Source organism: Bradyrhizobium sp. LB11.1 (assembly GCF_040549385.1).
Taxonomy (GTDB): domain Bacteria; phylum Pseudomonadota; class Alphaproteobacteria; order Rhizobiales; family Xanthobacteraceae; genus Bradyrhizobium.
The window spans coordinates 568,955-591,382 of record NZ_JBEPTH010000002.1; the positions used below are offsets into that span (position 1 = coordinate 568,955).

A 22,428-nucleotide genomic window follows, 5' to 3' on the forward strand; every position below is an offset into this window, starting at 1 on the left:
AGGCGCGGGCCTTGCGGTTTCAACCGGGAATGAAGGCGGGCCGCGCCGCACAATCGCCAGGCCGCCCCGGGCAGGATAGCCTTCCCTTTACTATCTGCCAGAGCCCGTTCCGATCGGAACGGGCTCTGGATTCTTAGTTTGACGCGTTTTCTTTACGCGAACCGGTATCCACTTCGCTTGAAAACGCTTTAGATTGCATTGAACCTTTTGGTCCCGCCATAGACTCCATCTCCGAGGGGTTGAGTGTGCCAGTGCTAAACCGTGCCGAACTCTCGCGGACCGGGGTGATCTTCGTCGCGTTTCTGCTCGCCATCTGCGCGACGAGTGCTGCAGCGCGTGAATTCCGCGCCGCCGACACCCAGGCCGAGGACTACCCGACCGTCCAGGCGCTGCGCTACATGGGCGCGCTGATCGCCGAGCGCACCGGCGGCCGGCACGAGATCAAGGTGTTTCACTCCCGCCAGCTTGGCGAGGAGAAGGAGACCATCGAGCAGACCCGCGCCGGCGCGATCGACCTCAACCGGACCAACGTCGCCCTGATCGGCAATTTCGTCCCGGCGATGAACGTGCTCGCCATGCCGTTCCTGTTCCGGTCCATCGAGCACATGCAGAAGGTGCTGGACGGGCCGATCGGCAACGAGATCCTCGGCAGCTTCGAGCCCTACGGCTTCGTCGGGCTCGCCTTCTACGATTCCGGGGCACGCTCGATCTACAATGCGGTCCATCCGGTGAAGAGCATCGCCGATCTCAGGGGATTGCGGATCCGGGTGCAGCAGTCGGAGTTGATGAGCCAGATGATTCGCTCGCTCGGCGCCGAGCCGGTCGAATTGCCCTATGGGCAGGTGCTCACGGGGCTCGCGACCCATCTGATTGACGGCGCCGAAAACAACTGGCCATCCTTCGTGACGACAGACCATTACAAAAATGCCGGCTACTACACCCTGACCGAGCACACGATGAGCCCGGAGGTGCTGGTCATCTCGCTCAAGGCCTGGCGCAGCCTGTCGGCCGACGACCAGCAGATTTTCCGTGAGGCCGCGCTGCGCTCCAGCCAGTTCATGCGCGAGAAGTGGCGCGACCTCGAGGAACAGTCGCAGCGCAAGGCGGAGGCCGCCGGCATCATCGTCGTCAAGGATATCGACCGCAAGCCGTTCGAGGACGCGATGGCGCCGATCTACGCCAAGGCCGCGCAGGATCCCGCCGCGGCCGCGCTGATCGAACGCATTCGCAAGGTGGAGTGAGGCCGCTTGATTGCGCCCGGACACAGCGAGTTCGCAGAGCGGCCGCCCGGCCGGATCGGGCGGCTGCGCGCGCGCCTCGTTGGCGTGTTGCGGGCGGTGCCGATCCGCTGGCGCATCCTCTCCATCGCGGCGCTGAACTCCGCCGTGGTGATCGTTCTGGTGGCGATGATCTGGAACGGCGCGCAGGTGCTGAGCTCGGCCTGGGACGACGTGCGCCAGGTGCGCGAATCCGACCGCATTCTGGCGCTGCTGGAAAGCGAGACCGGACGTCTTCAGAACCTGATCCATCGCTACATCAACCAGCCGAGTCCGGACCTGTTCGCCGAGATCCTGCTGCTGCGCGAGGCCGTGCTGGGCACGCTGACCGACCGCGCCGCCAAGGACCCGATGCTGTCGGGCTCGGTCGAGGAGCTGGAGCGCACCACCGACCGCTTCCTCAACGGTTTCGGCGAGCTGCGCACCGTGCAGGCCACCATCGCCAAGACCTATGAGGAGCAGGTGCAGGGCCCGGCCAAGGACATGGCGGGCCTGTACTCGATCATCGAGGGCGCCACCGGCCATCGCGACGCGCTGATCTGGCCCTCGCTCGGTAAGTCGCGCGAGGCTTTCACGGCGATGCTGGTCGCGGCCAATTCCTATTATCTGTCGCTGTCGCCGGGCGCCGCCGACGATGCGCGGCACAACACCGAGACAATCGAGACCACCATTCCGGTCATGATCGATCTTGCCGACAACGACCTCCAGCGCATGGCGCTGCAAAAGCTCGGAGCCCGCACCATGGCGCTGCGCGAGGGCTTTGCAAAGCTGTCCGAGCAACTGACCAACCGCACCGAATTGCTGCGCAATACCATCGACGCCAGCCAGGCCGAGGCGATCGGCGCCATCGACGACCTCTCGACAAAGATGCGCCGGCGCGAGCAGAAGGCGCAGGAGACGTTTGACCGTACACTGGCGGATATCTCGCGGCGGGTGCTGTCGATCGCGGTGATCTTCCTCGGCATCATCCTGACCGCAGGCGTCCTGATCACACTGTCGATCCGGCTGCCGCTGCTGCAGATCATGGCCGCAATGCGCGCGATCACGCTCGGCGATCTCGGCCGTGAGGTGCAGGGGACCAAGGCACGCGACGAGGTCGGGGCCATGGCGCGCGCGGTGGAAGTATTCCGCGAGAACGCAATCGCGAAGCGCGAGACCGAGGACGAGCTGCGCGCGTCGAAGGAAAAGGCCGAGAGCGCGCTGCTCGAGCTCAACACCGCGCAGCAGAATCTGATCGATGCCGAGCGGCTCGCCGCGCTCGGCGGACTCGTCGCCGGCGTCGCGCATGAGGTCAACAACCCGATCGGCATCAGCCTGACCGTCGCTTCCAGTTTTGCCCGGCGTACCGAGATTTTCGAGGCCCAGCTCAAAGGCGATGGGGGCCTGCGCCGCTCGCAGCTGGAGGAATTCGTGCAGTCCTCGCGCGACGCCTCGCAGCAGCTCGTCGCCAATCTCACCCGCGCCGGCGAGTTGATCCAGTCGTTCAAGCAGGTCGCGGTCGACCGCTCCCATGTCGAGCGGCGGCAGTTCTCATTGAGCGAAGCCACCGACCAGATCATTGCAAGCCTGCGGCCCGTGCTGAAGCGCTCGCCGATCACGCTCCAGGTCGACGTGCCCGAGGGCCTGCTGCTCGACGGCTATCCCGGCTCCTATGGCCAGATCCTGACCAATCTGTTCCTCAACGCCGCCAATCACGCCTTCGCCGACGGGCGCGCCGGCACCATCACGATCTCGGCGCGGCCGCGCGGCACCGACGATATCGAGATCATCTTCGCCGACGACGGGGCCGGCATGACCCCCGACGTGCAGCGCCAGGCCTTTGACCCATTCTTTACCACCCGGCGCAATGAAGGTGGCACGGGACTTGGGCTTCATATCGTCTATAACCTCGTCACCCAGCAGCTCGGCGGGCGAATGATGCTGGAATCCAAGCTGGGACAAGGCACCACTTTTCGGATTATCATGCCGCGGATCGCCAAGGGCGGCGCGCCAAGCACAGAAAGTGACGGGACTTCTCAATGGCCGAACAGGACGATGTCCTCCACCTGATCGACGACACCGGCACCGCGTCGGAGGATATTGACGCCCGGAAATGGAAGATCGCCGTCATCGACGACGATCCCGCCGTGCATGACGGCACCCGCTTCGCGCTGTCCGACTACAGCCTCAACGGCCAGGGCCTGGAAATCCTCTCCGCCCATTCCGCGGCGGAAGGTCGCAAGCTGATGGCGGCACACAACGACATCGCCGCGGTGCTGCTCGACGTCATCATGGAGACCGACGTCGCCGGCCTCGAGCTGGTCGAATACATCCGCAACGAGCTCAAGAACGAAACCGTGCGTATCATCCTGCGCACCGGACAGCCCGGCCAGGCGCCGGAGCGGCGCGTGATCGTGCAGTACGACATCAACGACTACAAGGCCAAGACCGAGCTAACCGCCGACAAGCTGTTCACCTCGCTGACCGCGGCGCTGCGTTCCTACCAGCAACTGGAGCGCATGCTGCAGACACGGCGCGGGCTCGAGATCATCATCGATGCCGCCTCGACGCTGTACGACTTCAAGTCGATGCAGCGGCTCGCCGAGGGCGTGCTGACCCAGCTCGCCTCGCTGCTCAATGTCGACTGCGCCGGTATACTGGTTTTGCGCGACAATGGCGGCGTCGATCCCGAGCTCTCGGTGCTCGCGGGCAGCGGCTGCTACAGCCGCTTCATCGGCACCACCTCGTCGAAGGCGCTCGACCCTGATTTGCGCGCGATGGTGGAGGCCGCCTTCCAGGGCCGAAAGAACGAGTTCGCCGACCATCGCAGCGTGATCTATTTGCGCACCGGCTCTGGCCGCGAGGTCGTGGTGCTGCTCCAGGCCGAGCGCGAATTGTCCGAGACCGATCGCTCGCTGGTCGAGATCTTCTCGAGCCGGCTCTCGATCGCCTTCGACAACGTCATCCTCTACCAGCAGCTCCAGGACGCCAACACCCAGCTGGAAGACCGCGTCGCCCAGCGCACCCGTGCACTGATGCAGGCCAACCGCCGGCTGTCGGCGCAGTGGCTGCGGCTGCAGCGCGCCAACGGCTTCAAGAATGAGATTTTGGGTACCGTCGCGCACGATCTGAAGAACCCGCTCGGCGTCATCCTCGGCCGCACCGAGATGCTGAAGGAGCTGATCTCGACCGGCGCCTCGGCAGGCGGCGTGGTCGCCCAGGTCGATCACATCCGCGACGCCACCAAGCGGCTGACCACGATGGTCGATCATCTGATTTCGGACGCGATGGCTGATGCCTTCGACATCACCATCCGCCGCGAGCCGGTCGACGTCGCCGCGCTGGTGAAGGAGGTCGCCGAGGCCAACCAGCCGCTCGCCGTCAACAAGCAGCAGGCGATCAGCGTCACCGCGCCGGCCAATATCGTCACCATGTGCGACACCGACCGCATCCGCGAAGCCATCGACAATCTCATCAGCAACGCCATCAAATACTCGCCAATCGCCGGCAAGATCACCGTCGCGGTCACCCATGAGGGCCACGACACCATCATCCGCGTCAGCGACGAGGGCGCCGGCCTGTCGCCAGAGGATCTCGGCCGCCTGTTCGGTCGATTCCAGCGGCTATCCGCAAAGCCGACGGCAGGTGAGAGCTCGACGGGGCTTGGGTTGTCCATCGTCAAGCGTATTATCGACATGCATGGCGGCGAGGTGACCGCCGAGAGCGACGGCCCGGGCAAGGGCTCGACCTTCACCATCACCCTGCCCGCGACCGAGATGCCGTGATTTGAGTCCTGAGATCTGCAAAAATGCTGAAGTGACATGACACAAAGCCAGCACATCATGATCGTCGACGATGAGGCCCCGGCCCGGGAGATGGTCGGAGATTACCTCAAGATGCACGGCTTCACCGTGACGCTGTGCGACGGCGGCAAGTCCTTGCGCACCGCGATCGACGGCAGCATGCCGGACCTCGTCGTGCTCGACCTCAACATGCCCGAGGAAGACGGCCTCTCGATCATCCGCGACCTCAAGAGTCGCATCAACGTTCCCGTCATCATGCTGACGGCGACCGCGAGCCCGATCGACCGCGTCGTCGGCCTCGAGCTCGGCGCCGACGATTATGTGGCAAAGCCCTGCGAGCTTCGCGAGCTGATGGCGCGCATCCGCTCGGTGCTGCGGCGGAGCGCGCCGGTGAAGATCGTGGCGGTGGACGCGGCCGCGAAGTCGGATAAGGATCAATTGGTGCGCTTCGGCACCAAATGGCTGGACCTCGAAGCCCAGGCCCTGCGCGATGACGAGGGCAACGAGCATCCGCTGACCGCGTCCGAATTCGGGCTGCTGAAGGTGTTCGCGGCCAATCCGAAGCGCGTGCTGTCGCGCGAGCGCCTGCTGGAGCTGGCCAACGCGCGCGACGCCGAAGCTTTCGACCGCGCCGTCGACCTCCGCATCATGCGCATCCGCCGCAAGATCGAGCCCGATCCGACCAAGCCGGCCGTGATCCGCACCATCCGCGGCGGCGGCTATCTGTTCTCGCCCGCGGGCGAGAAGGCGTAGGCCCCCCGGCGAAGGAGAAGGAGGAGTGTGCGGTCGCGCACGCAACGCAAGCCCCGGAAATTGGTTCCTGCCAATCCAAATCCGCACTCCCGTATTTTCCGCACATTGAAATTGCACGCTCTTTTGTCTCCAATGTTTCGTCGTGCCTTGTCCGACGAAACAATTTGGCGGCCCACGAAACCATTTTCCGCTTTTCGTGCAGACGTCCCGAAACGTTGGCTCATTAACACTTTGGTCCAAGGAAACGCCGCTCGGTTGCGGCGCACCGGGGAGCTAAGTCAATGCCGAACGTCATCGCCATCAACGCCCAAGCCAGCCAGAGCATCATTGCCGCTCAGGCGACTTCGGACGATATGCTTCTCGAAAGCATTGCCGGCGGCAACCGGACGTCGATGCACATTCTCTATTGCCGTCACAATGTGCGGGTCTATCGCTTCATCCTGCGCATTGTGCGTGACGCCACCACGGCGGAAGACCTGGTCAGCCAGGTGTTTCTGGACGTCTGGCGGACCGCCGGCCAATTCCAGGGCCGCTCGCAGGTCTCGACCTGGCTGCTCTCGATCGCCCGCTTCAAGGCGCTGACCGCGTTGCGCCAGCGCCGCTTCGAGGACATTGACCAGGAAGACGTGCGCCAGATCCCTGATGATTGCGATACGCCCGAGACCTCGCTCGACCGCAGCGACACCAGCGCCATCCTGCGCGCCTGCGTGCAGAAACTGTCACCCGCGCATCGCGAGATCATCACCCTCGTCTATTACCATGAGAAGTCGGTGGAGGAGGTCGGGCAGATCATCGGCATCCCCCAGAGCACGGTGAAGACCCGGATGTTCTATGCCCGCAAGCAGCTCGCCGATCTGCTTAAGGGTTGTGGCGTCGACCGTTTCGCCGCCTAAGACCAGTAATTTCAACGGGATAGCGCCTGCTTTGAGGGCCCATCCCGGGACACGAAAGCGTTACCGCCGACGAAACAAATGAAACAAAGCACAACATCAGGCGGAAAAACTTCGTCCCTATAAGGATCACATAGGGTTTCGTTAAACCTCCCAAGACCTCCAACGACCCGGACGGGATGCCCCCCTCCGGGTCGTTTTGTATTCGAGGGGCGGGCATCAGCAGCCGCTGCGTCACGAGCGCGTGACACCACGTAACGATCGCCGCTCCATCCCGAACTGCCCTCGTGACATCAATCACGAGTGCCCCATGCTCGAGCTCCTCTTCGCTGTCCTCGCCGGCATCCTCACCATCGCGGCCCCCTGCACGCTGCCGATGTTGCCGATCCTGCTCGGCGCCTCGATCGGGCGCTCTTCGCAGCTGCGCCCCGCGATGATCGCGCTCGGCTTCGTCATGTCCTTCTCCGCGGTCGCGCTGCTGCTCGGGGCGCTGACGCGGCTGTTCGATTTCGATCCGAATGTGCTGCGCGAGGCGGCGGCAATCCTGCTGCTCGGCTTTGGCCTGTTGATGCTGTGGCCGGCGCCATTCGAATGGCTGTCGATCCGGCTCAATGGCTGGCTCGATCTCGGCGCTGCGGGCGGCATGCAACGCGAGGGCGCGCTCGGCGGGCTCCTGCTCGGCACCACGCTCGGGCTGGTCTGGACGCCCTGCGCGGGTCCCGTGCTCGGCTCGATCCTGACGCTGGTCGCGACCTCGAAGAACCTCGCCTGGGCCGGCACGCTGCTGATCGCCTACGCGATCGGCGCGGCGATCCCGATGCTGGCGATCGCCTATGGCGGCCAGGCCGCGACCACGCGCGTGCGCAGCCTCGCCCGCATCTCGCCGCGGCTGCAGCAGGGCTTTGGCGTGGTCGTGATCGCCTTCGCGCTCGCCGCCTACTTCCAATACGACACGCTGATCGTGGCGTGGCTCACCGGATTCTACCCCACCGGCCAGATCGGCCTGTGATCGCTTCACCTCTCAACGGAGTACACGTCCATGACTTTCAAACTGCTCGCCGTCTCCGCCGCCCTGATCGGATTCGCCGTCACCGGCGCCGTCATTCCCGGCATCTGCGACGAGGCCACGCCCGCGGCGCCGATCAAGGTCGCGGCCGCCAGCCAGGCGACGACCGCACCCGACTTCGCCGGCATCAGCAACTGGTTCAACTCGAAGCCGCTGAACATCGCCGACCTCCGCGGCAAGGTCGTGCTGGTCGACTTCTGGACCTATGGCTGCGTCAACTGCGTCAACACGCTGCCGCATGTCACCGACCTCTACGCCAAGTACAGGGATAAGGGCCTCGTCGTGGTCGGCGTGCACACGCCGGAATTCCCGTTCGAGCGCTCGGCCTCCAACGTCCAGGCTGCGCTGAAGCGCCACGGCATCACCTATCCGGTGGCGCAGGACAATGATTCCAAGACCTGGAACGCCTACCGCAACCAGTATTGGCCGGCGCAAGACATCATCGACCAGACCGGCAAGATCGTGTTCCAGCACGAAGGCGAAGGCCGCTACGATGAGATCGACCGCACCGTGGCCAAGCTGCTGAACGCCGACAGCTGACGCCAGGGAACGGCGGCTTTGCGTTGTTGCTTGACTTCACGGACCCGTCCGTGGAGGTTCGCGCCGACGAAAATCAGCCGCAGCAATGGACGACGCGACCACCAGCAACGACATCCGCCTTCGTGAAGGTTCCTCGATCGCGCAGCGGCTGGTCGTGGCCGGCTCTGCTGCGGCCGTTGCGCTGTGTTTCACGCCGGGCCTGTTCACGCACGATGCCCTGGAGATCGTCATATCGGTGGTCGCGCTGGTGGTGGGAGCGGGGTTCGTCGTCGGCATCATGATGGCGCCGGCAGTGGTCTGGATCATTACGCCGAAGGAGATCCTGATCGGGCGTCAGCGTCCGTTTGGAAAACTCCAGACGCGGATCGTCGCAAAGGACGACATCAGCGGATTGCAGGTTCCCGGCAGCAAGAGGGTGAAAGCCCGCTTTCAACTTGTTTTCACGCTGGCTTCGGGCGAGCGCCTGACGTCGCCGCCGATCTCGGACGTCACCCATGTTCGCGACACCGTGGCCCGGGTCGCCACGCAGTTCGACGTTCCCAATGTCGAGGCACCCCGCAATCCGCTCGATGCCAGCAATCCCGAGATGCATCTTGGCGAGCCTCTCGAGGCGTTTTCCGCGCGGGACATCCGGATCGTTGCGTTGATCGCCGTCGCCTTGTCCGCCGTGCCCTACGCCTACAAGCTCTGGCGCGGATGGCCGCCCAGCCATGTCGATATCCTGTTGCTGCCGCTCGGCGCGCTCGCCGCATTCGCGGTTTACAGATACGCCAACCTCGTGACCGGCGCCTTCTGGATCGTCCGCGAGGGCGATATCCGCGTCGAACGCCTCTGGGGCGACGGCGCACCACGCGCGGACCATATCGAGGGTCACAACGTCAAAGCGATCACGGTCGACCGCCGCGGCCGATCCGAGGACGAGCACTGCATCGTGGTGATCCGGTTGCAGTCCGGAGGACGGTTTCGCAGCCCCCGCATCGGATCGCGGGTCGAGGCGCGCGCCGTGGGCGCCGAGATCGTTCGCCGGCTAGGGATTGGGCCGGAGGCCAGTCAGATTTAGCGGCCCCCCCGGGCCAATGGTCGAAGCTGATCTTTCCGCAAGTTCGGTCTGAGCCTCTCCCGCTTGCGGGAGAGGTCGGCGCGTAGCGCCGGGTGAGGGTTCTCTCCTCTTGGGGAGTCTCCCTGGAGGAAGCACCCTCTCCCCCAACCCTCCCCGCAAGCGAGGGAGGGAGCGCATCGAGCCCAGCTTACTGTTTTTCGCGCCATCCCCTGTTTGTGGCATTGCCGGGTGCCGTCAAAAAACCAAAGCATTCTCATGACATACCAGACGAACGCGCCTTGAACTTGCCACGAAGCTGCCCCTGAGTTCAGATGGTTGCTAACGATGTGCGCTGTGGCAGCGGGGAGAGCTTGAAATGACGGAATTTCGTCGCCTGACCGGGGCGTTTGTGGCCGCAATCGGCTTGATCCTGGCCGCGCCGCACGCCTTCGCGCAGCAGCCGGACCGCGGCGACGAGCCCGGTCTGGTCGCCGACGACAGCTACCAGCTCGATCCGGAATGGCAGAAGCAGGTCGTGTACTACCGCACGACCGAACCGCCCGGCACCATCATTATCTCGACCACCGAGCGCCACCTCTATCTGGTCCAGCCGGGCGGGCGCGCGATCCGCTATGGCATCGGCGTCGGCCGTGACGGCTTCCAGTGGCAGGGGCTGGTGAACATCACCAACAAGAAGGAGTGGCCGGACTGGACGCCGCCGCCGGAGATGATCCAGCGCCAGCCCTATCTGCCGCGCTTCATGGCCGGCGGCCCCGGCAATCCGCTCGGCGCCCGCGCGATGTATTTGGGCACCACGGTCTACCGCATCCATGGCACCAACCGTCCCGATACGATCGGCACCAAGGTGTCCTCGGGCTGCTTCCGTCTCGTCAACAATGACGTCGCCGATCTCTACGATCGCGTTCCTGTCGGCACCAAGGTGGTCATCCGACAGAAGCCCGAACTCTAAACATCCCGCCTTCGCTAGAATTCCTTTTCCCGATTCATTCGAGAGAGCAACATGATGCGCACATTTCGAGGCGGCCTGCTGATCGGGCTCGCGGTCGCCGTCCTGGTCGGCGCCCTGGCCGTCATCTACGAGTTCTACGACACCCGCACGCTGAAGCGCACGGTGCGCCGTGGCGAAGTGCTGTGCGGCGTCAACAAGGGCCTGCCGGGTTTCTCGATCCCCGACGACAAGGGCAACTGGTCCGGCTTCGACGTCGATTTCTGCCGCGCAGTGGCTTCGGCGATCTTCGACGATCCGAGCAAGGCGAAGTTCGTGCCGCTCGACGCCAGCGAGCGCTTCAAGGAATTGCAGAGCCGCAAGGTCGACATCCTCTCGCGCAACTCGACCTGGAGCATGTCGCGTGAGCTCGACTACGATCTCTATTTCCCGGCCGTGGCCTATTACGACGGCGAAGGTTTTATGGTGCCGCGGTCACGCAACAAGGAAACCTCCCTCGATCTCGCCGACAGCAAGATCTGCGTGCAGGCCGGCACCACCACGCTGCTCAACCTCGCCGACTATTTCCGCGCCAACAACATGAAGTATGAGCTGGTGAAGTTCGACAAGCTGGAAGACGTGGTGAAGGCCTACGACACCGGCAAATGCGACACGCTCACCGCCGACGTCTCCCAGCTCTATGCGCTGCGGCTGAACATGTCCAAGCCCGGCGACCAGATGATCCTGCCCGACATGATCTCCAAGGAGCCGCTCGCCCCCGTCGTGCGCCAGCGTGACGACGACTGGATGATGATCGTGAAGTGGACGCTCTACGCGATGATCAACGCGGAAGAGCTCGGCGTCACCTCGGAGAACATCGACGAGGCGCTGAAATCCAAGAAGCCCGAAGTGATGCGGCTGGTCGGCACCGAGGGCAATTACGGCGAGCAGCTCGGCCTGACCAAGGACTGGGTCGTCCGCATCATCCGCCACGTCGGAAACTACGGCGAGATGTACGACCGCAATATCGGCGCGAAGTCGCAGCTGAAGATCCCGCGGGGGATGAATCAGCTGTGGAACGCCGGTGGCGTGCAGTACGCGCCGCCGATCAGGTAGCTCTTCGTCATTGCGAGGAGCAAAGCGACGAAGCAATCCAGAATCCCTCCGCCCGGTGACAGTCTGGATTGCTTCGCTTCCGCCGTCGCTCTTCGAGCTATGGCGGACAAGTCGCTCGCAATGACGAGCTTGAGGTAGGCTCCTTCTCCCCTCTCAACTGTCATCGCCCGCCTTGTGCGCAATTGCGCACTGGGGCGGGCGATCCAGTACTCCGAGACACCAGTGATGAACCGAGAGGCCGCGGTGTACTGGATCGCCCGGTCAAGCCGGGCGATGACAGCGGAGAGCGAGGCGACTGCAGCCCCTCAATACCCCCGCGCCCGCGCCAGCTGCTCGGTGTGATAGCTCGCGTCGCCGAACAGCTCCTCGCAGACCCGGGCGCGCTTCATGAAGAAGCCGATGTCGAATTGGTCGGTCATGCCCATGCCGCCGTGCATCTGCACGCCTTCTTGCACCGCGCGGGTGGCGGTCGTGCCGGCGCGGGCCTTGGCGACGGCGACGGCTGTGGCAGCCTTGGCGACGTCGGCATCCAGCGCCTGCAGCGCCTTCATGGTGGCGGCGCGGGTGATCTCGATGTCGACATAGAGCTCGGCGGCGCGGTGCTGCAGCGCCTGGAATTCGCCGATCAGCTTGCCGAACTGCTTTCTGCTCTTGAGGTACTCGACCGTGCGGTTGAAGACCTCTTCGCTCAAGCCAACCATTTCGGAGGCGACCGCGCCGCGGCCGATGTCGAGCACGCCGTCGAGCAGGGCGGCGCCCTGATCAACCTCGCCGAGCACGCTGTCGGCATTGACCTCGACGTTGGAAAGCGCGATTCGCGCCGCATTGTGCGCGTCGACCATGATGGTGCGCTCGATCGCAACACCCTTGGCCTTGGGATTGATCAGGAACAGCGTCAAGCCGTCGCGCTCGCCGGCGGAGCCGGCAGTGCGCGCGGCAACGATGAAGAGGTCGGCAACGTGGCCGTCGACCACCAGTGCCTTGGCACCGCTGAGCTTGAAACCGTTGCCGGCGCGCACGGCCTGGAGATTGGTTTGAAGCGGACGATGTTTCGCGCCTTCGTCGATCGCGAGCGTCGCGAGCAGCGAGCCGTTGGAAACCCTCGGCAGATACTCTGACTTTTGCGCAGCATTGCCGCCGCGATTCAGCGCCGAGGCCGCGACCACGCTGGTGGCGAGAAACGGTGACGGCATCAAGGTGCGGCCGATCTCCTCCATCACGACGCCGGCTTCCATGAAACCAAGCCCGCTGCCGCCGAACTCTTCCGGCACCAAGAGGCCGGCAAAACCCATTTCGGCGAAGGAGTGCCAAAACTCCTTGGAGAAGCCGGTGGGATCCTTGCTGTCGCGCAAGCCGCGCAGGTGCGCCACCGGCGCCTTGTCGCTGATCAGCCCGCGCGCGCTGTCGCGGAGCATCGATTGTTCTTCGGTGAGGACGAGGGCCATGACGGGCTCCAAAAAGTACTATTTTGACTGAATTCGATGGTTACCCTCATGGTGAGGAGGCGCGTCAGCGCCGTCTCGAACCAGAGGCCATCCTTCGAGACGCGGCCTTGCGGCCGCTCCTCAGGATGAGGACTTCCTTTTAGGCCCCCGGCAGATCGAGGATGCGTTTGGCGACGATGCCGAGCATCACCTCCGTCGTGCCGCCCTCGATCGAGTTCGCCTTGGTGCGCAGCCATGCGCGCGGACGAGCACCCTGCCGCGAGCGTTCGCTCTCCCATTCCAGCGCATCGACGCCGCCGGCGGACATCAGGATCTCGTAACGGCGCTTGTTGAGCTCGGTGCCGTAATATTTCATCGCCGACGAGAACGCCGGATGCGCCTGGCCGGCCTTGGCGAGATCGACCGCGCGCTCGGCGCAGGCCGCAAGAGCGGCTTCATCGACGTCGAAGTTCGCGATCCGGCCGCGCAACATCGAATCATCCAGCCGCCCCAGCGTATCCGAGCCGACGGAATCAGCCGCGATCTGGCCCAGCGGCCGGCCGACGCCGCGCTCGCCCATGCCTGAGATCATCGCGCGCTCGTGCTGGAGCAGATATTTTGCGACGTCCCAGCCGCGATTGACGGTGCCGACCACATGCGACTTCGGCACGCGAACGCCGTCGAAGAAGGTTTCGCAGAACGGCGAATAACCGGAGATCAGGAGGATCGGCTTGGTCGTCACGCCCTTCGAGGTCATGTCAAACAGGATGAAGCTGATGCCGTCATGCTTCTTCGCAGCCGAGTCGGTGCGCACCAGGCAGAAGATCCAGTCGGCGTAGTTGGCATAGGACGTCCAGATCTTCGACCCCGTGATGACGAAATCGTCGCCATCGCTCTCGGCGCGGGTCTGCAGCGAGGCGAGATCGGAGCCGGCGTTCGGCTCGGAATAGCCCTGGCACCAGCGGATCAGGCCCGCCGCGATCTTCGGCAGATGCTCCCTCTTCTGCGCCTCATTGCCATACTTGAGCAAAGCCGGTCCGAGCATCCAGATGCCGAAGCTCGACAGCGGCGGACGCGCGCCCATCTTCGTCATCTCGGAACGCAGCACTTTGTGCTCAGCAGCACTCAGGCCACCGCCACCATATTCCTTCGGCCAGTCAGGCACGGTCCAGCCCTTGTCGCGCATGCGCTCGAACCAGATGCGCTGCGGCTCGGAAGAGAATTTCGTATTCCGTCCGCCCCAGAACACGTCGGCGTCGGATGCCGCGGCCTTGCGCATCTCCGGCGGGCAATTGGCTTCGAGCCAGGCGCGCGTTTCGCTGCGGAATGTTTCGAGATCGGCGGCTTCAGATTCGCTCATGATCGTTTCCACTAATCCAAAAGACTTGTTGCCGATGACTCTGGGCCATCGCACCGTGGAATTCAACCACTTCCGTGCCGCGCCATCCGCTATAGTCGTGACAGCGACGGTGCTTGAAAACAAAGAGGAAACGCGAATGCGCCTGAAACTTCTTTCGCCTGGCGAAATGAACGAGAGCCAGCGGCAGACCTATGACGAGTCGATTGCCGGCAAGCGCGGCAAGCCCCCGGCCCCGATGATGGCCTGGCTCAACAGCCCCGACATGGCCCGTCATGCGACGCGGCTCGGCGAAGTCTTGCGCTACGATACGATCTTCCCGGCAAAGCTCTCGGAGATCGCGATCCTGGTGACGGCACGGCACTGGACTGCGCATTACGAATGGTATGCGCATAAGCGCCTCGCGCTTGCCGGCGGCATGGATCCCAAAATCATCGACGCGATCCGCGATCGCCGCACGCCTGACTTCGACGATCCCAAAGGCAAGATGATCTACGACGTCGCGAAATCGCTGCATGAGGGCCACGGCGTCGAGAAAGGGCTCTACGACGAGGCGGTCAAATTGCTCGGCGAACGCGGCGTCGTCGAGGTGATTGGTCTTTGCGGCTATTACACGATGGTGTCGATGACGCTGAACACGTTCGCGTTCGAACTGCCCGAGGGCGAGGTGCCGGAGCTGTCATAGTTGCCCATTCCGATGCGCAGTTGCGTATCCGGAAACCCTGGGTTTCGGGATAGAGCCGTAGCGCTGTCCCGATGCCCGGCTTAAGTGGAGTACACTAACGGAGCAACACCATGTCTCAAACCCCAACCGTCGATGCCGGCACAAGGATCGGCCATGTTCACCTCAAGGTCGCCGATCTCGATCGCGCCCTCGGCTTTTATTGCGGCGTACTTGGCTTCGAGTTGATGCAGCGCATGGGATCAGGCGCGGCCTTCATCTCCGCCGGCGGCTATCATCACCACATCGGGCTCAACACCTGGGAAAGCAAGGGTGGCTCACCGCCGCCACCGGGGACGACGGGGCTCTTTCACACCGCGATCCTCTATCCGACCCGGCCGGCGCTGGCGGACGCTTTGCATCGCGTGCTGTCAGCCGGCATTGCGCTGGACGGCGCCAGCGACCACGGCGTCAGCGAGGCGCTGTATTTGCGCGATCCCGATGAGAACGGCGTGGAGCTGTATTGGGACAAGCCGCGGGAGCAATGGCCGTTTGGGCCGGACGGGAACCTGGCGATGTTTACGAAGCGGCTGGATGTGGGGGGGCTGCTGAAGCAGCGCGAGGCATGATGCCCCGCTCGCTCCCCTCGTCATTGCGAGGAGCGAAGCGACGAAGCAATCCAGACCGTTTCCGCGGAAAGATTCTGGATTGCTTCGCTGCGCTCGCAATGACGGAGTGTGTGGAGACGGCGTCGCGCCTCTATGCCGTGGTGCCGCAGGGTGGGCAAAGCGGCTTGTCCGCCGTGGCTCGAAGAGCGAAGGCGGAAGCGTGCCCACGGACTCTTGCTGACTCATTGAGAAATCGTGGGCACGGCGCTGCGCGCCTTTGCCCACCCTACGAGAGTTTTGTTTTTGGCTTCCCCCGCACCATGATCAGCGCCGCCGCCGCCACCTCCAGCGCGATGCAGAGGTAGAACGGCAGCGCATAGCCGCCGGACCAATCACGCAAGACGCCAACGACACCCGGGCCGAATGCGTACGTCACCTGGTTGATGGCGGTGTTGAGACTGATCAGCACGCCGAACGAGGCACTATCGAACTCCTGCTGCACGATCAGCGATGGCATCGTGATGAGATTGCCGACGGAGAAGCCGAATACCGCGCAGGCCGCGATCAGCGCATAATCGTTGTGCAGATTGATGACGACGCACAGCGCGGCGGCCTGACTCAGGAACGACAGCGCGGATGCGAGCCGCTGGTTGAGCCGATCGATCACCATCGAGAACAGCACCCGGCCGACCACCGCCATCGCGGTGAGCACCGCGACCGCCACGGCCGCACGCTCGCGCCCGATCACGGGGTCGAGGAACGAGATCAGGTGCACGATGAAGCCGACCTGCGCGAACAGCACCAGCGCGAATGCAATGGTCACCGTGAGAAAGCCGACATCGCGCAGTGCGCTCTTTCGGATCTCCTTCGACGATTGCGGCCTGGCCTTCGTCGCCCCGTGCCAGCCATGGAGATCGGGCGGCCGGCCGACCACCAGCAAAATCACCGGCACGAGCAGCACCAGCATGGCGCCGGCTGCGGCGTACATTGAATTGGCAAAGCCGGTATGGCCGATCAAGGTCACCAGCAGCGGCACGCCGACGATGCCGCCAAAACTGGCGCCGTTCAGCGCCAGGCTGATCGCCATGCCGCGCCTCTGGTCGAACCAGAGACTGATGGTGTTGGTGATCATGGCCAGGCTCGTGCCCGCCCAGCCGAAGGCGAGTACGGCATCCGCCAGATAGAGCTGCCAGGGTTCGCGCACCGCGCCGATCGCGACCGCGGCGGCCGCCATCGCCAGCGTGCCGGCGATCAGGCAGATGCGTGGGCCATATTTTCGGACGGCTTCGCCGACGAAGACGACGAGCAGCGCGCCGAAGAGATAAAAGAACGTGGTGCCGGAAGAGATCAGCGAGGCCGGCCAGCCCCGTGCGCGCTGCAGCTCGGCGACATAGACGCTCTGGCCATAGAAGCCGAGGCCCCAGCCGAAGGTCGCGAGCAGGAAGCAGACGGCAACGATGCGCCAGCCTTCGTAGCCGAGCGAGGATTCGTCGATCGGAGTGTCGGGCCGGGGATTGTCGAGCATTTGCGCTTCTCCTTGAAGCTTCCCCCGCGAGCGCTTCGCTTTACGCTCGTCTGTCCATGACGAGCATCATGTAACAATCCCGCTCCCGAAAATCACTTCGACCGGGATCGAACTATCAACGTTGCTGACAGCCTCCTGCCAACTCAGATCGCGTCCGGGAACTCGCCCATCGCTGCATCCAGCCGCGCCCTACGGCGGGCAAAGGAGGCGAGCGAGAGCACGGCGAGGCCGAGCACGACCGGCGGGAACACCACCATGTTCACCGCAGACCAGCCGTAATTCGCAAGCAACTGGCCCGAGGAAAACGAGCCGATCGCCATCATGCCGAACACCAGGAAATCGTTGAACGCCTGCACCTTGTTGCGCTCCTGCGGACGGTGCGTCTCCAACACCAAAGCGGAAGCGCCGATGAAGGAGAAATTCCAGCCGACGCCGAGCACGATCAGCGTCGCCCAGAAATGCATCGCGGTGACCCCGGAGAGACCGATGCCGGCGGCACCGGCTTCCAGCAGCAACCCGGCGGCGACGATCTTCGGCGCGCCGAAGCGGGCGATCAACGCACCGGTAAAGAAGCTCGGCCCATACATCGCGACGATGTGCCACTGAATGCCGAAATTGGAATCGGACAGGCTCAGGCCGCACATCTTCATGGCGAGCGGCGCCGAGGTCATCACCAGATTCATCATGGGATAGGAGATGACGCCGCACAATGCGGCTGCGATGAAGCGCGGCTGGGTCACGATCGTCAGCAGCGGCCGTCCGCCATGCAGATCGGCCGGAGCCGGCTTCGGCATGTCGACGCCGGCGACGATGCCCATCGCGATCAGCGCGACGGCCGCCTGGACCAGGAAGCTGAACGCGAACAGATAAGGCGACCAGATATTCATGGTCCATTGCACGAGCTGCGGACCGAGCACGCCGGCGAACACGCCGCCCGCCATCACCCACGAGACAGCTTTCGGCCGATAGGCCGCGCTGGCGCCGTCGGCCGCCGCGAAGCGATAGGATTGCGCCACGGAGCCGTAGAGGCCGCCGAGGAAGGTCGCGAGACAAAAAAGTGCGAACGAGGCGTGCAGGATCGCGAACGAGCCGAGCAGGCCGGTGAGCGCACCGAGACCGGTGCCGATCACGAAGGCCCAGCGGCGGCCGAAGCGGCGCGAGATCGCGCCGGTCGGCAGTGTGCCGGCGGCAAGCCCCACGACGTACATCGACAGCGGCACAGTCGCGAGCGACATGTCGGGTGCGAGCGTCGCGCCGACGATCGAGCCGGTGGCGAAGATCACCGCCGAGTTGGCACCGGTCAGCGCCTGAGCCGCGGCAAGGCGCACCACGTTCGCACGCGCACGGGCGTCGTCGGCGATCTCATTGGCTGCAGTCACGTCGATCATCGGCATTTCCGCCAGAAAGTCTCTTCAAGCAGGCTTGGTGATTCCCGGCACTATGGAGGGGCCGAAAGGGCCGGGCAACCAGCGCAAACGGGCGCAGGCCATGCCTCTGACGCAATCGGGCCGATGATAGCTGGCCGCGCTCTTGACGGCCTGCACTCGATCAAATCCTATCCGCCGCGATTTTGGGGAGTTTCGTTCATGTCCCTCGATAACAGGCCTACGCTCAGTGCTCCCGACGACGATCCCTGGCTCTGGCTGGAGGATATCGAAGGCGCCCGCGCGCTCGATTTCGTCGAGCGGCAGAATAGCCTGACGCTGGACAGATTCGGCGGCGCGGCGTTCGAACGCGACCGCGACGCCCTTGCGGCGATTTATGATCGTCCGGACAACATCCCCTATGTCAGCCGGCGCGGCACGGACCTGCACAACCTCTGGAAGGACACCACCCATCCGCGCGGCCTGTGGCGGCGGACCACGCTGGCAGAGTTTCGCAGGGCCGATCCGGCGTGGGAGACCATGCTGGATATCGACCAGCTTGCCGCACGCGAAGGCGAGGACTGGCTGCTGAGCCAGATCGCCACGATCCCGGGAAGCTCGCGGGCAATTTTGAGCCTGTCGCGCGGCGGCAGCGACGCCGTCACATTGCGCGAATTCGACATCGGCACGAAGACCTTCGTGGTGGACGGTTTTACGTTGCCCGAGGCCAAGAGCGGCGTCGACTGGCTCGACGCTGACACGCTGCTGCTGTCGAGTGCGTATGGCGAGGGCATGGCGACGAGCTCGGGATACGCGCGGACGGTTCGCCTGTGGCGGCGCGGCCAGCCTGTCGATCAGGCGCAAACGATTATCGAAACCACCGCCGATCACATGATGATCTACGGCATGTCCGACAACACCGGATCGGCGCCGCGGGTCTGGATCGTCGACCAGATCGACTTCTTCAATCATGCGATCTGGCTGCGCGACGCAGCGGGCACGACGACAAAGCTCGATCTGCCGACAGGCATCTGGATGCAGGCGCACGGCGACTGGTTCGCGATCAAGCTGCGCACGGACTGGTCTGTCGAAGGCCGGACATATGTCACCGACACAGTCCTCGGCATTTCCCTCTCGACGTTCATCGCCGGCGGCCGCGATTTTGCAATCCTGTTCGAGCCGGGACCGCGGCGCGCGCTGCAAGGCCTGTTCTGGGCCGCCGGCAAATTGGTACTGTCGATCCTCGATGAGCTCAAGCCACGCTTCGAGATCTGCACGCCATCTGCTTCGGGCTGGAGCCGCAAGACACTCGGCGGGCTCCCTCACATTGGCGTCATCGATATCTGGCCACTCGACCGCCATTCCTCCGAGAGCAATGGCGATTTGCTCGCCAATGTGCAGGACCCGCTCACGCCGCCGTCGCTGATGCTGATCGAGCGCGGCGTCGAAAGTCCGACCGTCTTGAAGCAGGCGCCCAAGACGTTCAACGCCGATGGCCTCGTGGTCACGCAGCACGAGGCCATCTCAGTTGACGGCGAGCGCATTCCCTATGTGCAGACCGGCCCGGCAGGCGTGGCCGGCGATGCGCCGGTCTACATGACCGCCTATGGCGGCTTCGGGCTCGCCGTAAAGCCGCAGTACAATTCGTCGCTCGGCAAGCTCTGGCTGGAGCGCGGCGGCACGATTGTGCAGGCGAATTTGCGCGGCGGCGGCGAGTTCGGCACGCGCTGGCACGATGCGGGACGATTCGCCGGCAAGAAGCTCTCGCACGACGATTTCGCAGCCGTCGCCGCCGATCTCGTTCGTCGCGGCGTGACCAGGCCGAAACGCATCGCCGCGCAAGGTGGATCGAACGGCGGCATCCTCATCACCAACATGCTGGTGCGCTATCCGGAGCGCTTCGGCGCGCTGTTCTGCACCATCCCGCTGATCGACATGCGCCGCTACACAAAGCTGCTCGCGGGCGCGAGCTGGATCGCGGAATATGGCGACCCCGACAAGCCCGAGGAATGGGAGTGGTTGAAGACCTACTCCGCCTACCACAACGCAAAACCCGGCCAGCCCTATCCACCGATCCTGATCGCGACGACGCGGCGCGACGACCGCGTCCATCCCGGCCACGCACGCAAGATGGCCGCCAAGCTGCAGGCGATGGGCTACGAGGCCTGGTTCTACGAGCCGGCCGCGGGCGGTCACGGCTACGGCAAGGACAACAAGGAGCGCGCCGGCTTCGAGGTGCTGGGCTACCAGTTTTTGAAGGACAAGATCGGCTGGCGGGATGGCGAGGCCTAGAGGCCTCGCGCCTCACCGCGCCCAAACACCAGCGTCAGATTGTTCGCCGGCATGTCGATAGTATCGACGAGACGGAGGCCCACACCGCGCGCAAGTGTCTCGACATCGCTGACATCGCGCACGCCCCAATCGGGATTGCCTTCGCGCAGCGAGGTGTCGAACACGGCGTTGCTGAGTGCGGTGTGCTTGCCGTCGCGCTTGAACGGGCCGTACAGAAACAGCTGGCCGTCGGACCGCAGATAGCGGCCGGCGCCAGCGAACAGGCCCACGGCCACCGCCCAGGGCGCGATGTGGATGACATTGGCGCAGAACACGGCGGCAAGATTGTTCGGCCCCTGTCCGCTCTTCATCTCCGGGCACCAGTCGGGATCGACAAGATCGATCCGCAGCGGCGAGCGGACGTTGTCCAGCCCCGAATGCACGCGCCAGGCCTCGATGCTCTTCACGTGGCGCTGGTTGAGGTCGCTCGGCCACCAGACCAGATCAGGCGTATGACGGGCGAAATCGACCACGTGCTGGCCGGTTCCACTGCCGACCTCGACCACGTCGCCCGACCGCCCGGTGAGATACTTTTCGAGCGCCGCCCAGAGCGGTTCGTGATTGCGATGGAAGGCGGGCGCATCGAGACGGCCGTCAGATTCGACCCTCCCGCCGTCCCTGCCAAATTCAACGACATATTCAGCCAATTGGAGTCCCCGGAAATGAGAAAGCAGACGAAAACGCGATCAGGGTCAAACACCCCGGAAATTGACTGGCCCCAACAGGCCTTACGGACGAATGATCACTTCAGTTGCAATGCGGCAGATATTAACTCCATTTTGCGGCCTGCATAGTCTTGATTGTCAGGGCATGCCCTTTGTGCTTTTGAACACTATCTTTCGCAAACATATTAAGCCTCGGAACGACGCCTTGACCGCCTTTCCTCGCAAGCCCGCCCTGCTCCTCGCGCTGGTCGTCCTCACCGGTCTCGCCGCGCGCCCGGCGTGGGCGCAGTCCGCAATCGCCGAGGGCCAAAAGCTCGCCTTCGACCGTGGCAAGGGCAATTGCCTGACCTGCCACGTCATCAAGGGCGGCGATCTGCCAGGCACGATCGGGCCGGAGCTGAAGGATCTCAAGGCGAAATACCCCGACCGCAACGAGCTGGTCGCGATCCTGTTCGACGAAACCAAGCGCAACCCGCAGACCATGATGCCGCCGTTCGGCCGCAACCGCATTCTGACCGACCAGGAGATCAACGCGATCGTTGATTTCCTGCAGACGCTGTAATGGCGGGCCCGGAAAACCCAGATGAGACCTGAGATGACCACACACACCAGCCCCCATCCGACGCGGCGCCTGATCCTTCAGGGCGCGGTCTCGGTCGCGCTGATCGGCCTCGGCGATCTCGCATTTGCGCCTGTACGCGCCGCGGCCAATGACAAATATCCGGAAGAGGCTTTCAAGCAGAAGAGCGAGGCCGACGCGATCAAGGCGCTCTACGGCAAGACCGCCGAGCCGTCCGACAAGGTCAAGCTCGATGCGCCCGAGATCGCCGAGAATGGCGGCGTGGTGCCGATCTCGGTGACGACGACGCTGGACAAGGTCACCTCGATCTCGTTCTTCGTCGCCGAGAACCCGAACGCGCTGGCGGCCTCCTACAAGATTCCGGATGGCACGATCCCGAGCGTCGCCAACCGCCTGAAGATGGCGAAGACCACCAATGTGGTCGCGATCGTGGAAGCCGACGGCAAGCTTTTCAGCGCGACCAAGGAAGTCAAAGTCACCGTCGGCGGCTGCGGCGGTTAGGAG

The 22,428-nt window shown here is 64.1% G+C and carries 20 protein-coding genes; 15 read left to right on the forward strand and 5 right to left on the reverse strand.

Going from position 1 to position 22,428, the window contains the following annotated elements; translation table 11 throughout:
- The first annotated feature begins 245 nt into the window (after positions 1 to 245).
- The 10 genes from ABIA96_RS06595 to ABIA96_RS06640 all read left to right on the forward strand — a co-directional run bounded on the left by ABIA96_RS06595 (position 246) and on the right by ABIA96_RS06640 (position 11,409).
- Positions 246 to 1,241 (forward strand): TRAP transporter substrate-binding protein, encoded by a 996-nt coding sequence (locus ABIA96_RS06595; protein ID WP_354136208.1) that lies wholly within the window; start codon positions 246 to 248, stop codon positions 1,239 to 1,241.
- Between the two features lie 6 nt (positions 1,242 to 1,247).
- Positions 1,248 to 3,326, forward strand: coding sequence for a sensor histidine kinase (locus ABIA96_RS06600; protein WP_354136209.1), 2,079 nt, complete (start codon positions 1,248 to 1,250; stop codon positions 3,324 to 3,326).
- Positions 3,296 to 5,041 (forward strand): ATP-binding response regulator, encoded by a 1,746-nt coding sequence (locus tag ABIA96_RS06605; protein WP_354136210.1) that lies wholly within the window; start codon positions 3,296 to 3,298, stop codon positions 5,039 to 5,041. The genes ABIA96_RS06600 and ABIA96_RS06605 overlap by 31 nt, the downstream gene beginning before the upstream one ends.
- Positions 5,042 to 5,077: 36 nt before the next feature.
- Complete coding sequence (locus ABIA96_RS06610) at positions 5,078 to 5,812, forward strand: response regulator (protein ID WP_354136211.1); 735 nt, start codon at positions 5,078 to 5,080, stop codon at positions 5,810 to 5,812.
- Positions 5,813 to 6,093: 281 nt separating this feature from the next.
- The gene (locus tag ABIA96_RS06615) at positions 6,094 to 6,705 is read left to right on the forward strand and encodes a sigma-70 family RNA polymerase sigma factor (RefSeq protein ID WP_354136212.1); all 612 of its coding nucleotides are present in this window, start codon (positions 6,094 to 6,096) and stop codon (positions 6,703 to 6,705) included.
- Positions 6,706 to 7,012: 307 nt separating this feature from the next.
- Positions 7,013 to 7,711, forward strand: a complete 699-nt coding sequence (locus ABIA96_RS06620) for a cytochrome c biogenesis CcdA family protein (protein ID WP_354136213.1) — start codon at positions 7,013 to 7,015, stop codon at positions 7,709 to 7,711.
- Between the two features lie 30 nt (positions 7,712 to 7,741).
- A complete protein-coding gene (locus tag ABIA96_RS06625) occupies positions 7,742 to 8,308 on the forward strand; it encodes a thioredoxin family protein (RefSeq protein WP_354136214.1) in 567 nt (188 codons plus the stop codon).
- Between the two features lie 85 nt (positions 8,309 to 8,393).
- The gene (locus tag ABIA96_RS06630) at positions 8,394 to 9,368 is read left to right on the forward strand and encodes a hypothetical protein (protein WP_354136215.1); all 975 of its coding nucleotides are present in this window, start codon (positions 8,394 to 8,396) and stop codon (positions 9,366 to 9,368) included.
- Positions 9,369 to 9,723: 355 nt separating this feature from the next.
- Positions 9,724 to 10,317, forward strand: a complete 594-nt coding sequence (locus ABIA96_RS06635; protein ID WP_354136216.1) for a L,D-transpeptidase — start codon at positions 9,724 to 9,726, stop codon at positions 10,315 to 10,317.
- A gap of 54 nt (positions 10,318 to 10,371) precedes the next feature.
- Positions 10,372 to 11,409, forward strand: a complete 1,038-nt coding sequence (locus tag ABIA96_RS06640; protein ID WP_354136430.1) for an amino acid ABC transporter substrate-binding protein — start codon at positions 10,372 to 10,374, stop codon at positions 11,407 to 11,409.
- A gap of 305 nt (positions 11,410 to 11,714) precedes the next feature.
- Here ABIA96_RS06640 and ABIA96_RS06645 read toward each other — a convergent pair whose 3' ends face one another.
- Complete coding sequence (locus ABIA96_RS06645; RefSeq protein ID WP_354136217.1) at positions 11,715 to 12,854, reverse strand: acyl-CoA dehydrogenase family protein; 1,140 nt, start codon at positions 12,852 to 12,854, stop codon at positions 11,715 to 11,717.
- A gap of 139 nt (positions 12,855 to 12,993) precedes the next feature.
- Complete coding sequence (locus ABIA96_RS06650; protein ID WP_354136218.1) at positions 12,994 to 14,193, reverse strand: acyl-CoA dehydrogenase family protein; 1,200 nt, start codon at positions 14,191 to 14,193, stop codon at positions 12,994 to 12,996.
- 136 nt (positions 14,194 to 14,329) lie between these two features.
- Between ABIA96_RS06650 and ABIA96_RS06655 the strand changes: the two genes are divergently transcribed.
- Both ABIA96_RS06655 and ABIA96_RS06660 read left to right on the forward strand, forming a co-directional pair.
- Entirely contained in the window at positions 14,330 to 14,875 is a 546-nt protein-coding gene (locus tag ABIA96_RS06655; protein ID WP_354136219.1) for a carboxymuconolactone decarboxylase family protein, read from the forward strand.
- 110 nt (positions 14,876 to 14,985) lie between these two features.
- Positions 14,986 to 15,480 carry a VOC family protein gene (locus ABIA96_RS06660; RefSeq protein ID WP_354136220.1) on the forward strand — a complete coding sequence of 165 codons (495 nt, stop codon included), beginning with the start codon at positions 14,986 to 14,988 and terminating at the stop codon, positions 15,478 to 15,480.
- A gap of 265 nt (positions 15,481 to 15,745) precedes the next feature.
- On the opposite strand, the gene ABIA96_RS06665 is transcribed toward ABIA96_RS06660, so the two are convergent.
- Both ABIA96_RS06665 and ABIA96_RS06670 read right to left on the reverse strand, forming a co-directional pair.
- Entirely contained in the window at positions 15,746 to 16,984 is a 1,239-nt protein-coding gene (locus ABIA96_RS06665; protein ID WP_354136221.1) for an MFS transporter, read from the reverse strand.
- Positions 16,985 to 17,127: 143 nt separating this feature from the next.
- Positions 17,128 to 18,372: an MFS transporter gene (locus tag ABIA96_RS06670; RefSeq protein WP_354136222.1), complete on the reverse strand. Its 1,245-nt coding sequence runs from the start codon at positions 18,370 to 18,372 to the stop codon at positions 17,128 to 17,130.
- Positions 18,373 to 18,570: 198 nt separating this feature from the next.
- On the opposite strand from ABIA96_RS06670, the gene ABIA96_RS06675 reads away from it, so the two are divergent.
- Positions 18,571 to 20,640 (forward strand): prolyl oligopeptidase family serine peptidase, encoded by a 2,070-nt coding sequence (locus ABIA96_RS06675; RefSeq protein WP_354136223.1) that lies wholly within the window; start codon positions 18,571 to 18,573, stop codon positions 20,638 to 20,640.
- On the opposite strand, the gene ABIA96_RS06680 is transcribed toward ABIA96_RS06675, so the two are convergent.
- Positions 20,637 to 21,326 carry a DUF938 domain-containing protein gene (locus tag ABIA96_RS06680; protein ID WP_354136224.1) on the reverse strand — a complete coding sequence of 230 codons (690 nt, stop codon included), beginning with the start codon at positions 21,324 to 21,326 and terminating at the stop codon, positions 20,637 to 20,639. The two genes, ABIA96_RS06675 and ABIA96_RS06680, sit on opposite strands and share 4 nt — an antisense overlap.
- A gap of 223 nt (positions 21,327 to 21,549) precedes the next feature.
- On the opposite strand from ABIA96_RS06680, the gene soxX reads away from it, so the two are divergent.
- Both soxX and soxY read left to right on the forward strand, forming a co-directional pair.
- Positions 21,550 to 21,906, forward strand: coding sequence for a sulfur oxidation c-type cytochrome SoxX (soxX, locus tag ABIA96_RS06685; RefSeq protein WP_354136225.1), 357 nt, complete (start codon positions 21,550 to 21,552; stop codon positions 21,904 to 21,906).
- Positions 21,907 to 21,939: 33 nt separating this feature from the next.
- Complete coding sequence (soxY, locus tag ABIA96_RS06690) at positions 21,940 to 22,425, forward strand: thiosulfate oxidation carrier protein SoxY (RefSeq protein ID WP_354136226.1); 486 nt, start codon at positions 21,940 to 21,942, stop codon at positions 22,423 to 22,425.
- Positions 22,426 to 22,428: the final 3 nt, after the last annotated feature.